Origin of the sequence: Cytobacillus depressus (assembly GCF_008923245.1) — a bacterium.
Classification (GTDB): domain Bacteria; phylum Bacillota; class Bacilli; order Bacillales; family Cytobacillaceae; genus Cytobacillus; species Cytobacillus depressus.
In genome coordinates this window covers 1-15,555 of sequence record NZ_WBOS01000023.1, presented here as the reverse complement: position 1 = coordinate 15,555, position 15,555 = coordinate 1, and the positions used below count along the sequence as shown (strand labels likewise).

The window sequence follows — 15,555 nt, the reverse complement described above, 5'->3', positions numbered from 1 at the left end:
TTTGCATTTGTAATATAGCAATGATCTTCTAGGAGGAACACAAATAATGAGAAACGATATTGAAAAGGTACTAATTTCGGAGGAAGAAATTCAGGCGAAAACAAAGAGCCTTGCGGCAGAACTTACGGAGGAATATAAGGATCGTTTTCCTTTGGCAGTTGGAATCTTAAAAGGCGCTATGCCTTTTATGGGTGATTTGCTAAAACATATTGACACTTATCTTGAAATGGATTTCATGGATGTTTCTAGCTACGGAAAATCAACTGTTTCATCAGGTGAGGTTAAAATCGTCAAAGATTTGGATACTTCTGTTGAAGGAAGGGACATTCTAATCATTGAAGACATTATCGATAGTGGTTTAACGCTTAGCTATTTAGTTGAGTTATTCCGCTATCGCAAGGCAAAATCCATTAAGATTGTCACTTTACTTGATAAGCCTACAGGACGTAAAGTTGATCTTCAAGCAGATTATGTTGGCTTTATTGTTCCTGATGAATTTGTTGTGGGCTATGGTTTAGACTATGCTGAAAAGTATCGAAACCTACCATATATTGGGGTCCTAAAGCCAGAAATTTATAGCAACAATAATTAAGTATCGAGACTTTATTTTTCATTATGAATAGACTTTTTGACAGCTAGAATATTCCCAGTATAAAAAGGGTAAATCCTTGTATTAACATGATTCTAATGCTACTATACATTATAGTTTGTTAACTGTGGGAGGAGGTAAGGGATGAATCGGATCTTCCGTAACACCATCTTTTATTTATTGATATTTCTTGTCATTATCGGCGTTGTTAGCTTTTTTAACGGCAACAATGAACCGACTGAACAAATTTCTTACGATAAATTTGTCACTTACTTGGAAAGTGGAGAAATAAAGTCGATCGCCATGCAGCCTGAAAGAGGCGTTTACGAAGTAAGAGGTGAACTTGTAGGGGATGAAAAAGGCAAGAACTTTCTAACTTATGTCGTAAATAGTGATAAAATTCTGGACCGTATTGATGCTCTTGCACAAAAATCAAAAGTTGACTTTCAGCCAGCGAAGGAAACGAGCGGCTGGGTGACATTTTTCACGTCCATTATTCCATTTATCATCATTTTCATTTTATTCTTCTTCTTGCTGAATCAAGCACAGGGCGGTGGAAGCCGTGTGATGAACTTTGGCAAAAGTAAAGCTAAGCTTTACGATGAAAATAAAAAGAAAGTCCGCTTTAAAGATGTAGCGGGTGCAGATGAGGAAAAACAAGAGCTTGTTGAAGTAGTAGAATTTTTAAAAGACCCAAGAAAGTTCTCAGAATTGGGTGCTAGAATTCCAAAAGGGGTTCTCCTTGTTGGACCTCCAGGAACAGGTAAAACATTGCTTGCTCGTGCTGTTGCGGGTGAAGCTGGTGTACCATTCTTCTCGATTAGTGGATCTGACTTCGTCGAAATGTTTGTCGGTGTCGGAGCTTCGCGTGTTCGAGATCTATTCGAAAACGCGAAAAAGAATGCACCATGTATTATTTTCATCGATGAAATTGATGCAGTTGGCCGTCAGCGTGGAGCTGGTCTAGGCGGAGGTCACGATGAACGTGAACAAACACTGAATCAGTTGCTTGTTGAAATGGATGGATTCGGCGCAAACGAGGGAATTATTATTGTTGCTGCAACAAACCGTCCGGATATTTTGGACCCAGCTTTACTGCGTCCAGGACGTTTTGACCGTCAAATTACAGTTGATCGCCCGGATGTTAAGGGAAGAGAAGCTGTTCTTAAAGTGCATGCAAGAAATAAGCCTTTAGATGAAACAGTAAACTTGAAAGCTATTGCACAGCGCACACCAGGCTTCTCGGGTGCTGATTTAGAAAACCTATTAAACGAATCAGCATTAGTGGCAGCTCGTCTAGATAAGAAAAAGATTGATATGACAGATATTGACGAAGCAACAGACCGTGTAATTGCTGGTCCCGCGAAGAAAAGTCGTGTCATCTCTAAAAAGGAAAGAAATATTGTTGCCTTCCATGAAGCAGGTCATACGGTTATTGGAGTCGTGCTTGAGGATGCCGAAATGGTCCATAAAGTAACGATTGTGCCTCGTGGCCAAGCTGGCGGATATGCGGTAATGCTTCCGAAAGAAGACCGTTTCTTCATGACAAAGCCAGAGCTTCTAGATAAAATTGTCGGCTTGCTTGGCGGCCGTGTTGCAGAGGAAGTTGTATTTGGTGAAGTGAGTACGGGTGCCCACAATGATTTCCAACGTGCAACAGGCATTGCTCGAAGAATGGTAACTGAATTTGGAATGAGCGATAAGCTCGGACCGCTGCAATTCGGTCAATCACAGGGCGGTCAAGTATTCTTAGGAAGAGATTTCAACAATGATCAGAATTACTCTGATGCAATTGCCTATGAAATTGACCTTGAAATCCAGCGTATTGTTAAAGAGAGTTATGAAAAGGCAAGAAAGGTTCTGACTGAAAATCGTGAGAAGCTTGATCTAATTGCCAATACACTTCTAGAGGTTGAAACATTAGATGCAGAACAAATTAAGCATTTAATGGATCATGGAACATTGCCTGATCGTCCGGTGAAGGCTGACGACTCTAAAGAGGTTAAAGTAAATATTAACATCAGTAAAGATGATAAAGATGCTTCTGATGAAATCCAAGAAGTAAGAAAAACGAATCCAGCTGAAGAGGAAAATCCTCCGTCAATTGGAGAAGACCGAAAAGAATAGAAAGAAAAATGGCGCTCATTTTTGAGCGCCTTTTTCTTTTTTTATAATTGGTTATATTAGAGTTATTTTAGCCTTGTCTAGCTTCAGCACCTACTCCCCGCGAGGTCATAAGACGGTTTAATCGATTAACATAAATTTTAAAATTACACCCTCTAATTCAAGTTGTGTTATGATGTTTTCAGTGAAAAAGCTGTTGTTCAATAAACAAATAATAGAGTGGTGAGAGAAATGATATTTGTTTTTGATATCGGAAATACAAATATGGTTTTAGGGGTATATGATGGGGATCAGCTGAAATATCATTGGAGACTGGAAACAAGCCGGAATAAAACAGAAGATGAATACGGCATTATGATAAAGTCTCTGTTTGAACATGTAGGATTAACATTCGGGGACATTAATGGAATTATTATCTCTTCTGTTGTTCCGCCGATCATGACAGCTCTGGAGCGGATGTGCGATAAATATTTTCACATTAAACCGTTAATTGTGGGCCCTGGAATCAAGACGGGCTTGAATATTAAATATGAGAATCCGAGAGAGGTTGGCGCGGATCGCATTGTGAATGCGGTGGCTGCTATTCAAGACTACGGCAGCCCGTTAATTATCGTCGACTTTGGTACAGCAACAACATATTGTTACATTAATGAGAAGAAACAATATATGGGGGGCGCCATTGCTCCGGGTGTGGGTATTTCGACAGAGGCATTGTACTCAAGAGCGGCTAAGCTGCCAAGAATTGAAATTGCCCGTCCTGAAGGAATAATTGGCAAAAATACTGTCTCCGCCATGCAGGCTGGAATCTTATTTGGTTATGTTGGCCAAGTCGAGGGCATCGTAAAAAGGATGAAGGAGCAGGCTAATGAGAACCCAACCGTCATTGCTACTGGTGGATTAGCTAGCTTGATTGCTAAAGAATCAACAATTATTGATGTTGTTGATCCTTTCTTAACGTTGAAAGGGCTTCAGCTCATTTATAAACGTAATTTCGAATCAGCGAAATAATAAACAGCATGAATGGAAGCAGAAAGGAGTTTGCAAATGAACGATTATTTAGTGAAAGCAATTGCATTTAATGGACAGGTTCGTGCGTATGCCGTCCGTACGACAGAAACAGTTGGAGAGGCTCAGAGAAGACATCAAACATGGCCAACAGCCTCGGCAGCTTTAGGCAGAGCGATGTCTGCCGGTGTAATGATGGGTGCCATGCTAAAAGGCGAGGAAAAAATTACGATCAAAATTGAAGGTGGCGGTCCAATCGGCCCCATTTTAGTAGATAGTAACTCAAAGGGTGAGGTCCGTGGCTATGTTACCCATCCGCAAACGCATTTTGATTTAAATGAACAAGGGAAGCTTGATGTTCGTCGTGCGGTCGGCACTACAGGGACATTAACTGTAATCAAGGACATCGGAATGAGGGAGAATTTTTCCGGGCAAGTTCCGATTGTATCTGGTGAGCTTGGGGAAGACTTTACATACTATTTTGTGACATCTGAGCAAACACCATCATCCGTTGGCGTCGGCGTTCTTGTAAACCCTGATAATTCAATCCTTGCTGCAGGCGGATTTATTATACAGCTGATGCCAGGTACGGAAGAAGAAACGATTAGTGTAATTGAAAGCCGCTTAAAAACAATTCCGCCCGTATCAAAACTGATTGAGCAAGGATTGACACCTGAAGAATTGTTAACAGAGCTTTTAGGAGCAGAAAATGTCAAGATTCTTGAAAAGCAGCCTGTCGCTTTTGTTTGTACATGTTCAAAAGAAAGATTCGGCAATGTCATTACAAGCTTAGGGGCACAGGAGATTCAAGATATGATTGATAAAGAAGGGGAAGCAGAAGCCCAATGCCATTTCTGTAATGAAATGTATCATTATTCAAAAGAAGAGTTAGAGGAATTAAAACGAGAAGCAGAGTAGACAGCTTTGGAGGAGAATAAGTTGAAAAGGGACAGGCTTAGGAAGGATAAGCTTTTGATCATTATCGCTGGGCTGATCATCATCAATTGCTTAACAGTTGTTTTTTTTCTATCAAAAGGGAATGCAGGCCAGAAAGAGGTTGTGGCGACCGTTGGCAAAGAAAAAATTACCCGGCAGGATTGGCTGAATGAGATGGAGTCCAGATATGGGAGAGAAGTGTTAAGTGAGCTAGTTGACCAAAAGGTGATTGAAACAGCTGGGAAAAAGTATGACGTGGAAATTTCTGATAAAGCGGTTGAACGTGAGCTTAACATGCTAAAAACGATGTACGGAACATCTAGCGGCTATCAGGCGGCTGATGAGGATAAGTGGCGGCTGCAAATTAAAAACACCCTTATGCTCGAAGAACTTTTGACGAAAGATGCCAAAATCCCAGAAAAAGAAATAAAGAATTACTACGAGCAAAATAAAAGCCAATTCCACTTACCTGATTCCTATCACATGTCTCAAATCATCGTAAAAACAAAGGCAGAAGCGGATCAAACTTTAAAGGAATTAGATCAAGGCTCAAGCTTTTCTGTTCTCGCGATGGAACGCTCCATCGATGAATTTACAGCTAAATACGGCGGCGACGCTGGCTATATTAACGAGGATAATGAACATTACTCCAAATCGATAATGAGTGAAATAAAGAAATTAAAGCATGGGAAGTGGAGCAAAGCATTTAAGGTCGATGACGGATTTGCCATCGTTATGCTCCATGAGCACGTTAAAGGGAAAGTCTATTCTTACAAAGAAGTAAAGGATCAAATCCGCAGACAAATTGCATTAGAACAAATGGATACACCTGTTTCCGCCAGATCGCTATGGAGTGAATCAGATGTAGACTGGTTTTATGGGAAGACAGAAGCACATTAGAAAAAAGGATGACTCAAGGCGGATTTGAGTTGTCCTTTTTTGTACACAACAAAGATAGGTTATAGTAATATTGGGCGAAAGTATGAAATTTTGTAAATATTATACTTTTTTAAGGAAAAATATTTGACATTGACGCCTATTCGTATTAAATTTTAATTAAACCAATATAAATACTCGGATTAAGGAGTGGGGAAAATGCCTAAAGTAGCAAATTCAATTGCAGAACTAGTAGGTCAAACACCGATTGTGAAGCTTAACCGACTTGTAGATGAGAATAGTGCAGATGTTTATGTAAAATTAGAATATATGAACCCTGGAAGCAGCGTGAAAGACCGTATTGCTTTGGCAATGATTGAAGCTGCGGAGGAAGCTGGCGTTTTGAAAGATGGATCAACGATTATTGAACCTACTAGTGGCAACACGGGAATTGGTCTTGCGATGATTGCAGCTGCTAAAGGCTATAAGGCTGTATTAGTTATGCCGGAAACAATGAGTATGGAGCGACGCAATCTTCTGCGTGCTTATGGAGCAGATCTTGTGTTAACGCCCGGTCCAGAAGGAATGAATGGCGCCATTCGAAAAGCAAGCGAACTTGCAAAAGAGCATGGGTACTTCATGCCTCAGCAATTTGAAAACCCATCCAATCCGGAAGTGCATCGCCGTACAACAGGGAAAGAGATTGTTGAACAAATGGGTGATCAGCTAGATGCCTTTATCTCTGGTATCGGTACTGGCGGAACGATTACAGGTGCAGGCGGAGTCCTTCGTGAGAAATACGAAAATATTAAAATTTATGCAGTGGAGCCAACAGATTCCCCGGTGCTTTCGGGCGGAAAACCAGGCCCTCATAAAATTCAAGGAATTGGTGCAGGGTTTGTTCCAAAAGTTCTAAACACGGAAATCTATGATGAAGTAATTAAAGTAACAAATGATGAAGCGTTTGAATTTGCTCGCTTAGCGGCGAAGGAAGAAGGAATTTTAGGCGGAATTTCTTCGGGAGCAGCTATTTTTGCCGCTTTGAAAGTAGCAAAAGAGCTTGGGAAAGGAAAGAAGGTCCTTGCCATCCTTCCAAGTAATGGAGAGCGTTATTTAAGTACACCTCTTTATCAATTCGAAACGGAATAATCTATACGAAAGCAATGGCTTGCTTAGCTATTGCTTTTTTCGTTATCCAGCTCCACAAGGAACGCTTCGGCAGCATAATCATCGCACGAGTAAAAGCGTTAGCTTTTAGGAGGAGCCCCTACCCCCTCGAGGTCACAACCCAATCGTCCCAGAAAGGTAAAGTACACCTTTCCGAGCCGATCGTCTTGTGCTTGTCGGGGGTGACCACTAAGTAAAGCTTCTTAGAATAGTCATCGCAGGAACAATTTGATTTGTAATTGTTCCGAAGGCGCTTCCGCTTTTCTAATTCGCATTTGTTCTTTGTAAATAAACTATCTTCATGTATGATGTAAAAAGATACTGAATTAGAGGTGAAACTCCTGTGAAAAAACTTAAAATATATACCAAAAAGCTTCCGTTTTCTTTTGACCAATTTTATCAGAAATATCGCAATTTAGCAGAAGGTAAGCAGCATCATGTCATCTTAGAAAGTGGCAGAGGGGGACGTTACAGCATTGCTGCTTTTGATCCTGATACGGTTCTAATCGGAAAACATTCGAAGCTAGAAATTATCCATGCTGATGGGAGTCAAATGCTTGAAGGAAATCCTCTGCATTTATTAAAAGAATGGCTGAGCCAATATGAGGTAGAGAAGGATGATTCACTGCCAGATTTTCAAGGAGGAGCAATTGGTTTAATCAGCTATGATTACGGCCGTTATATTGAACGATTGCCTCAAATGGCTGAAGATGATCTTCAAATTCCTGATATCCATTTCTTAGCCTTTAAGGAATGGTTTGTCTTTGATAAATTACATAATGTTTTATGGTTAATGGGATTGTATGGGGAAAATGAAGAAAGCTTAGCAGAAGATCGCGCATCGGAATGGGAATGTCGATGGACGGAAGAGGTGAACCAAGCCCCGGCTGCTTTACATAAGAACATGCCGCAGGATGTAGAGGATCAGCTTGATGTGTCGCTAAGTGAAGAGAAGTTTATTCAGGCTGTTGAAAAGGTTCAGGATTATATCGCTCAAGGCGATGTATTCCAGGTGAATCTATCGGTTCGCCAAAGCCGCCCGATTCAGGTAGACGCGATTGATGTTTATGAACAGCTTAGAGTGCTTAACCCATCACCGTATATGGGCTATTTTCATACCCCTGAATATCAGCTTGTCAGCGGCTCACCAGAGTTACTAATTAAGAAAAAGGATCATGAGGTGAGCACGCGCCCAATTGCTGGTACCCGTTCACGCGGAGCAGATGAGGCCGAGGATAACAAGCTTGCAAATGAGCTAATTGAAAATGAAAAAGAGTGTGCTGAGCACGTCATGCTTGTCGACTTAGAAAGAAACGATCTCGGGCGTGTTTGTCAATATGGCTCTGTTGAAGTGAATGAGTTTATGGTCATTGAAAAATACTCGCATGTGATGCATATCGTCTCTAATATTAAGGGTGAGCTGGCAGAGGACAAGGATGGTTTCGATTTAATTGATGCTGTATTCCCAGGCGGAACGATTACAGGTGCTCCGAAAATAAGAACAATGGAAATTATTGAAGAGTTGGAGCCTGTAACAAGGGGACCGTATACAGGGTCTTTAGGCTGGATTAATTTTAACGGTGATCTAGAGCTGAATATTATTATTCGCACAATGATTGTGAAGGATGGAAAAGCCCATGTGCAGGCGGGGGCTGGAATTGTCATTGACTCCAATCCGAAAAATGAATATAAAGAGTCATTGAAGAAAGCAATTGCCTTATGGAAGGCGAAAGAAATGGCCGAACAGGAAAAGGGTGACACGAAATGATTTTGATGATCGATAATTACGACTCTTTTACGTATAACCTTGTTCAATATCTTGGAGAAATTGGCGAGGAGCTGCTCGTGAAAAGAAATGATGAAATAACAATTGAGGAAATAGAAAAACTGCAGCCTCGTTTTTTAATGATTTCACCAGGGCCATGCACACCAAATGAAGCAGGATTGAGCTTAGAGGCGATCGAGGCCTTTGCTGGCAAAATTCCTGTGTTCGGTGTCTGCCTCGGGCACCAATCCATTGCCCAAGTGTTTGGCGGCGATGTCGTTCAGGCGGAGCAGCTTATGCATGGGAAAACATCAGATATTTATCATGATGGGAAAACCATTTTCAGTGGCCTGCCAAATCCATTCCCTGCAACAAGATATCATTCTCTAATTGTTAAAAAGGAAACATTGCCTTCTTGTTTAGAAGTATCCGCTTGGACCTCTGATGATGAAATTATGGCCGTTCGCCATAAGGAGCTGCAAGTTGAGGGCGTGCAATTCCACCCAGAGTCAATTATGACGACAGCGGGCAAGGATTTGCTTAGAAACTTCCTTCATTTTTATGGGAGATAGGGGGAGAGTCATGTATTTGTATATGAATGGGGAGCTTGTTCCGAAAGAAGAAGCTCTCATTTCCCCGTTTGATCACGGCTTTTTATATGGAGTGGGTTTATTCGAAACGTTTCGCACGTATAATGGGCACCCATTTTTATTAGATGACCATTTAGAACGATTGAATCGTGGCTTAGAAGAGCTGAATATTTATGTTCAGTATACGAGAAGCGAGATTTTACATGCACTGCAACTTCTCCTGAAGGAAAATAAGCTGAAAGATGCATATTTTCGCTTAAATGTTTCAGCAGGATTAGGGGAGATTGGCTTGCAGACTGAGCCATATGTTAAGCCAAATATGATAATATTCGCAAAACCTCTTCCTTCGAGACGATCAGGGCAGGAAAAAAGGGCAGAAATATTAAAGCTGAATCGCAATACGCCAGAGGGCGCTGAAAGACTGAAATCACATCATTTTTTAAACAATATTTTAGCAAAGAAGGAAATAGGGAGTTCACTTGATTGTGAAGGAATCTTTCTTACGAAGGAAGGATTTTTAGCTGAAGGGGTTGTATCGAATCTCTTTTGGCTGAAGAAAAAAACTCTTTTCACTCCTACCGTTGATACAGGAATATTAAATGGCATTACGAGACAATTTGTTATTAAGCTTGCTAAACTTAATGGATTCGACGTTCATGAAGGCTTTTTTACGTTAACGGATGCGATGACGGCGGATGAAATGTTCGTGACGAATTCGATTCAGGAAGTTGTTCCAATTTCAATGTTTAATGGTACACCTATGCCTGGCGCAGCAGGAGAGAAGGTGAAGGTACTCCAACAGATTTACGAACAACAAACTGTAAAGCTATGGAGTAAAGAAGATTTGTCCCGCATTAACTGGCAGTAAGACTTCCACCTTAAAACCTTAGTATATCGAAGAAGTTTAGGTAGGAGGTCAACTGCCAGTAAAAGCCCGATTGGTGAGATACAGTGAAACTTGCCGATGTGCTTTTCAGCGGCTTAGTTGAACCAATCGGGTTCGTACTGTCTCTTTATCAAGGCATTAGCCTTGATATTAGAGACAGTAGAACGGGACTAACACTCAGTGGGGGATGAAAGACCCCCCGCTGAGTGAAGTTTCACTTTATAAGGAGGTTTTTTCTTGAAAAACATGATACAGTGTGGACCTTATACCTTAGATTACGAGAAGAAAACGCTTATTATGGGAATTTTAAATATGACCCCTGATTCCTTTTCAGATGGTGGGAAGTTTAACCGCGGTGACGAAGCGGTCGAACGTGCAATGCAAATGGTAGAGGATGGCGCTGACATCATTGATATTGGTGGCGAGTCAACACGACCTGGGTTCGATCCTGTATCAGTAGAGGAAGAACTTGAGCGGGTTATCCCCGTTATTGAAGCTATCTCCAAAGAAGTTAAAGTTCCGATTTCAATAGACACATATAAAGCAGAGGTGGCACGGCAAGCGATTAATGCCGGCGCCCACATTATTAACGATATTTGGGGTGCGAAGGCAGACCCTGATATGGCTGCTGTTGCTGCTGACATGCAAGTTCCAATTATTTTAATGCATAATCGTGAAAATATGGATTATACCCATTTTTATCGTGATGTCGTTAATGATTTATATGAAAGCATTGCTTTAGTAAAACAGGCTGGTGTTAAGGACGAAAATATTATTCTAGACCCTGGCATTGGATTTGTTAAAGGCTTACATTATGATTTAGAAATGATGAGAAATCTGGACAAGCTCGTGTCTATAGGTTATCCAGTCCTACTTGGAACTTCTCGAAAATCTATGATTGGGAAAGTTCTTGATCTCCCTGTCGAAGAGCGATTGGAAGGAACAGGTGCCACCGTTTGTTACGGAATTCAGAAAGGGTGTCAGATCATCCGTATCCATGATGTGAAGGAAATGAAGCGGATGGCTGCTATGATGGATGCACTTATGGGGAAAGGGAGCTGAACATGGATAAAATCATCTTAAATCAAATGGCTTTTTACGGTTTCCATGGTGTTTTTCCAGAAGAAACCCGTCTAGGTCAACGATTTTATGTCGATTTGACAGTGGAAGCAAGTTTGAAAAAGGCTGGGGAAACGGATCAACTTGAAGATTCGATCAATTATGCCGAGCTTTACGATGTTTGTAAGGAGATTGTTGAAGGCAAACCTTTAAAACTCGTAGAAGCTGTTGCGGAAAAGATTGCCGGGGAAATATTGAGACGTTTTGAGACTATTTCCCAAGTCATTGTAAAGGTAATTAAACCTGATCCTCCTATTCAAGGACATTATGAATCAGTAGCTGTTGAAATAACAAGGAGTAGGGAAAATGATAAATAAAGCTTACATAGGTTTAGGCTCCAACATGGGGGAAAGAGCTGCGACTTTAAAAGAGGCAATTGCGAACATTGAAGCTGTACCGAATATACAAGTGGTAAATACCTCATCTATTTATGAAACAGAGCCGGTTGGCTATGAGGATCAAGATCGATTTTTAAACATGGTCATTGAAGTAAGAACAAGCTTAAACCCATTTGAATTGCTGAATACTTGTTTAGAAATAGAAAAAGGCCTTGGCAGAAAAAGGGATATTAGATGGGGGCCTCGGACGATTGACCTTGACATTTTGTTGTATAATCAGGAAAGTATCATTTCAGAGAAATTAACCGTTCCTCATCCTCGAATACAGGAGAGAGCTTTTGTCATTATTCCTTTATTAGATATTAAGCCTGACTTCAAGCTTCCGACAATGGAAGTTTCTCTTCAAGATGTTTTAAAGAGAATACCTGATAGAGAGGGAGTACGAATATGGAAGCAGAAAAATGGGGAAGACGTATTCGCGCTTTTCGCAAATTAAAAGGTTTTACACAAGAAGGCTTTGCTAAACAGCTTGGTGTGTCTGTTTCAATTCTTGGTGAGATTGAGCGGGGAAACAGAATGCCCGCTCTTGAATTTATAGAGCGGACTGCTCACTTGCTAAATATTACCGTTGAAGATTTAACCCCGCCGGAGGAAAATGAATAGATGTAAACCGGCGATAGACTATCCCAGGAGGGAGGTTCTTTATGTTTAAAATTGGCGATATTGAGTTGAAAAACCGAGTTGTACTCGCGCCAATGGCAGGAGTATGTAATTCTGCATTCCGTCTCACTGTGAAAGAGTTTGGCGCCGGACTTGTATGTGCTGAAATGGTCAGTGATAAAGGAATTGTATTAAAAAACGAGAAAACAATGAATATGCTTTATATAGACGAACGTGAAAAACCGCTAAGCCTGCAAATTTTTGGCGGAGAAAAAGAAACATTGATTGAAGCGGCTCGATTTGTTGATAAGAATTCAAATGCTGACATTATTGATATTAATATGGGCTGTCCTGTTCCGAAAATCACGAAATGTGATGCAGGAGCAAAGTGGCTGCTTGATCCGGACAAAATTTATGAAATGGTTTCAGCGGTAACGAACGCAGTTGAAAAGCCTGTTACTGTGAAGATGCGTATGGGTTGGGATGAAGATCATATTTATGCAGTCCGCAATGCTCAAGCGGTAGAAAGTGCCGGCGGAAAAGCTGTTGCTTTACACGGTCGTACACGTCTACAATTGTACGAAGGAAAAGCGAATTGGGATATTATTCGTGAAGTAAAGCAAAACATCAATATTCCGTTAATCGGGAACGGGGATGTTCAAACACCTCAAGATGCTAAGCGTATGCTTGAAGAAACCGGCTGTGATGGTGTTATGATCGGACGGGCGGCTCTTGGTAATCCGTGGATGATCTACCGTACGGTTAAATTTCTTGCAACGGGTGAATTAATGGGAGAGCCAAGTGTTCGCGAGAAGATTGGTGTATGTATTCTTCATTTAGATCGCTTAATTGCTTTGAAGAATGAGTATATTGCTGTACGTGAAATGCGCAAGCATGCGGCTTGGTACTTAAAGGGCATTCGCGGCAATGCGAACGTTCGTAATGCCATCAATGAATGTAACACAAGAGAAGATCTAGTCACGGTATTAACTACCCTTGTTATTGAAGCGGAGGCAAAAGAGCAAGGGCAAACTCAGGCAGGGTAAAGTTGACAATCAATAGCTTCTTTATCTATAATACTTTTGAAACAGAGAGAACTGCCAGTATACAAGCTGGCAGTTTTTATTCTATTTATCGCAGATTAACGGACAGTAAGACTTCCACTTCAAAACTTTAGATAATTCGGAGAAGTTTAAGTGGAGATCAACAGCCCGTAAAGGCCCGACGACGGACAGGATGTCCTAGTCAGGCGAAAGCCACAGGATAAGGAATACTACGGAAGCGATACATCGCACGACCAAAAGCAGAGCTTTTGGGAGGATGTGGCGTTTTGAGCGTGATAAGTTCAACTAACATTCAATGGGGAAAGACACCCCACTGAATGAAGTTTCACTTTATAAACATATTTGATGTGTGTGTTGTTTACTTTGTGTAAAATAATAAAAGTATGAAGATTTTTGTTCGCAGTATATTGCTTTACATAAAATAGATTTACAAATTGGAGATGATACAAATGAGTCAGAATCATGAGGAATTAAATGACCAACTAATGGTCAGAAGGGAAAAAATGAATAGCCTGCGCGAAAAAGGGCTAGATCCATTTGGAAAAAGATTTGTTCGTTCACATCAATCCCAAAAGCTATTTGATCAATACGGTGATCTTGAAAAGGAAGCTCTAGAAGAAAAGAATGTTTCGGTAACGATTGCTGGACGTATTATGACGAAGCGCGGTAAAGGGAAAGCCGGCTTTGCTCATATTCAAGACTTAACTGGCCAAATTCAAATTTATGTTCGTACAGATGCAGTTGGTGAAGAAAGCTATGAAATTTTTGATTCAGTCGATCTAGGTGATTTAGTTGGCGTATCTGGCGTACTTTTCAAAACAAAAGTAGGCGAACTATCAATTAAAGTAAAAGAGTTCGAACTTCTTACAAAAGCACTTCGCCCGCTACCAGACAAATTCCATGGACTGAAGGATGTTGAGCAGCGTTACCGCCAGCGTTACCTCGATTTAATTATGAGTGACGAAAGCAAAAAAACATTTATTGCTCGTAGCCGTATCATCCAATCGATGCGCCGTTATCTAGACAGCGAAGGGTATTTAGAAGTTGAAACACCGATGATGCATTCCATTGCAGGTGGTGCTTCAGCCCGCCCGTTCATTACCCATCATAATGCACTTGATATGGAGCTTTACATGAGAATTGCCATTGAGCTTCATCTGAAGCGTCTAATAGTGGGCGGTTTAGAGAAAGTGTACGAGATTGGCCGCGTGTTTAGAAATGAAGGGGTTTCTACACGTCACAATCCTGAATTCACGATGATTGAGCTATATGAGGCATATGCTGATTACCGAGATATCATGAGCTTAACGGAGAACTTAATTGCCCATATTGCTCAAGAAGTACTAGGTACGACAACTGTTCAATATGGAGAATACGAAGTAGACTTGAAGCCAGAATGGAAAAGACTTCACATGGTTGATGCTATTAAGGAATATACAGGAGTAGACTTCTGGAAGGAAATGAGCAAGGAAGAGGCACATGCATTGGCGAAAGAGCATGGAGTGGAAGTAACTGAACATATGCTTTATGGGCATGTTGTCAATGAATTCTTTGAGCAAAAGGTTGAAGAGAAGCTTATCCAGCCTACATTCATTTATGGACATCCAGTAGAAATTTCTCCTCTTGCTAAGAAAAATGAGGAAGACCCACGTTTCACTGATCGTTTTGAGTTATTCATTGTTGCTCGTGAACATGCTAATGCTTTCACAGAGTTAAATGATCCAATTGATCAAAGAGAGCGTTTCGAAGCTCAGCTTAAAGAACGCGAGCAAGGAAATGATGAAGCACATATGATGGATGATGATTTCATTGAAGCATTAGAGTACGGTATGCCGCCAACAGGTGGATTAGGAATCGGGATTGATCGTATTGTTATGCTATTAACAAACTCACCATCTATTCGTGATGTATTACTTTTCCCTCTAATGCGTCACCGTTAATATACTATTTTAAAGGCAAAGCACATAATATTGTGTTTTGCCTTTTTTAATTTTATATTTTGTTATACGCTTTTGTTGATTTTCGTTCCAGGCACTTAGCGATCGCGTTCAGTCCGGGAGCCTCCTCGTTGCATTCCACTCCAATCAATAATAAAATAGCAATCTCAATAATTTCATTTAGCCTAAATTTAAATCAACTATTAGCGTGTGGAATAATATGAATATTTTTATTTTGCTTTTTCTAAAAAAACCTATTGCGAAATAGTTTTGACGGTGGTATATTTATATTCGTTGCCGCTGAGACGGCAGCTGAAAGAAGTTAATAAAAAAGATGAAAAAAGTTGTTGACTCAACATAGTGAATCTGATATTATTAAAAAGTCGCTTCTGAGCGACAAGATAGTTCTTTGAAAACTGAACGAACAAAACGTCAACGTTTTAGTCTTTTTATCAAAAAGACATTATGAGCTAATCAACTCACAATTTATTGGAGAGTT

At 40.6% G+C, this 15,555-nt stretch carries 15 protein-coding genes; all 15 read left to right on the top strand.

Annotated elements, in window-relative coordinates:
• Window positions 1-46 precede the first annotated feature (46 nt).
• The 15 genes from hpt (at window position 47) to lysS (ending at window position 15,059) form a co-directional block, all read left to right on the top strand.
• Window positions 47-592, top strand: a complete 546-nt coding sequence (gene hpt, locus F7731_RS23910) for a hypoxanthine phosphoribosyltransferase (RefSeq protein ID WP_212031239.1) — start codon at window positions 47-49, stop codon at window positions 590-592.
• A gap of 141 nt (window positions 593-733) precedes the next feature.
• Window positions 734-2,716, top strand: coding sequence for an ATP-dependent zinc metalloprotease FtsH (gene ftsH, locus F7731_RS23905; RefSeq protein WP_151537307.1), 1,983 nt, complete (start codon window positions 734-736; stop codon window positions 2,714-2,716).
• A 228-nt stretch (window positions 2,717-2,944) separates the two neighbouring features.
• Window positions 2,945-3,721, top strand: a complete 777-nt coding sequence (locus F7731_RS23900) for a type III pantothenate kinase (RefSeq protein ID WP_151537306.1) — start codon at window positions 2,945-2,947, stop codon at window positions 3,719-3,721.
• Between the two features lie 36 nt (window positions 3,722-3,757).
• Window positions 3,758-4,636 carry an Hsp33 family molecular chaperone HslO gene (gene hslO / locus F7731_RS23895; RefSeq protein ID WP_151537305.1) on the top strand — a complete coding sequence of 293 codons (879 nt, stop codon included), beginning with the start codon at window positions 3,758-3,760 and terminating at the stop codon, window positions 4,634-4,636.
• A 21-nt stretch (window positions 4,637-4,657) separates the two neighbouring features.
• Window positions 4,658-5,554: a peptidyl-prolyl cis-trans isomerase gene (locus F7731_RS23890; RefSeq protein WP_151537304.1), complete on the top strand. Its 897-nt coding sequence runs from the start codon at window positions 4,658-4,660 to the stop codon at window positions 5,552-5,554.
• 195 nt (window positions 5,555-5,749) lie between these two features.
• Window positions 5,750-6,679, top strand: coding sequence for a cysteine synthase A (gene cysK, locus F7731_RS23885; protein ID WP_151537303.1), 930 nt, complete (start codon window positions 5,750-5,752; stop codon window positions 6,677-6,679).
• Window positions 6,680-7,040: 361 nt separating this feature from the next.
• The gene (locus F7731_RS23880) at window positions 7,041-8,465 is read left to right on the top strand and encodes an anthranilate synthase component I family protein (RefSeq protein WP_151537302.1); all 1,425 of its coding nucleotides are present in this window, start codon (window positions 7,041-7,043) and stop codon (window positions 8,463-8,465) included.
• Entirely contained in the window at window positions 8,462-9,034 is a 573-nt protein-coding gene (gene pabA, locus F7731_RS23875) for an aminodeoxychorismate/anthranilate synthase component II (RefSeq protein WP_151537301.1), read from the top strand. Before F7731_RS23880 ends, pabA begins: the two co-directional genes overlap by 4 nt.
• Before the next feature lie 10 nt (window positions 9,035-9,044).
• Window positions 9,045-9,920 carry an aminodeoxychorismate lyase gene (gene pabC / locus F7731_RS23870; RefSeq protein ID WP_151537300.1) on the top strand — a complete coding sequence of 292 codons (876 nt, stop codon included), beginning with the start codon at window positions 9,045-9,047 and terminating at the stop codon, window positions 9,918-9,920.
• A 264-nt stretch (window positions 9,921-10,184) separates the two neighbouring features.
• Window positions 10,185-11,000 carry a dihydropteroate synthase gene (folP, locus tag F7731_RS23865; protein WP_151537347.1) on the top strand — a complete coding sequence of 272 codons (816 nt, stop codon included), beginning with the start codon at window positions 10,185-10,187 and terminating at the stop codon, window positions 10,998-11,000.
• A 2-nt stretch (window positions 11,001-11,002) separates the two neighbouring features.
• On the top strand, window positions 11,003-11,374 hold the full coding sequence (folB, locus tag F7731_RS23860; RefSeq protein ID WP_151537299.1) for a dihydroneopterin aldolase: 372 nt from the start codon (window positions 11,003-11,005) through the stop codon (window positions 11,372-11,374).
• A complete protein-coding gene (gene folK / locus F7731_RS23855) occupies window positions 11,364-11,891 on the top strand; it encodes a 2-amino-4-hydroxy-6-hydroxymethyldihydropteridine diphosphokinase (protein WP_151537298.1) in 528 nt (175 codons plus the stop codon). Before folB ends, folK begins: the two co-directional genes overlap by 11 nt.
• Window positions 11,843-12,058: a helix-turn-helix domain-containing protein gene (locus F7731_RS23850; protein WP_151537297.1), complete on the top strand. Its 216-nt coding sequence runs from the start codon at window positions 11,843-11,845 to the stop codon at window positions 12,056-12,058. Before folK ends, F7731_RS23850 begins: the two co-directional genes overlap by 49 nt.
• Before the next feature lie 41 nt (window positions 12,059-12,099).
• Entirely contained in the window at window positions 12,100-13,101 is a 1,002-nt protein-coding gene (dusB, locus tag F7731_RS23845) for a tRNA dihydrouridine synthase DusB (protein ID WP_151537296.1), read from the top strand.
• A 467-nt stretch (window positions 13,102-13,568) separates the two neighbouring features.
• Window positions 13,569-15,059, top strand: a complete 1,491-nt coding sequence (lysS, locus tag F7731_RS23840) for a lysine--tRNA ligase (RefSeq protein WP_151537295.1) — start codon at window positions 13,569-13,571, stop codon at window positions 15,057-15,059.
• The last annotated feature ends 496 nt before the right edge of the window (window positions 15,060-15,555 follow it).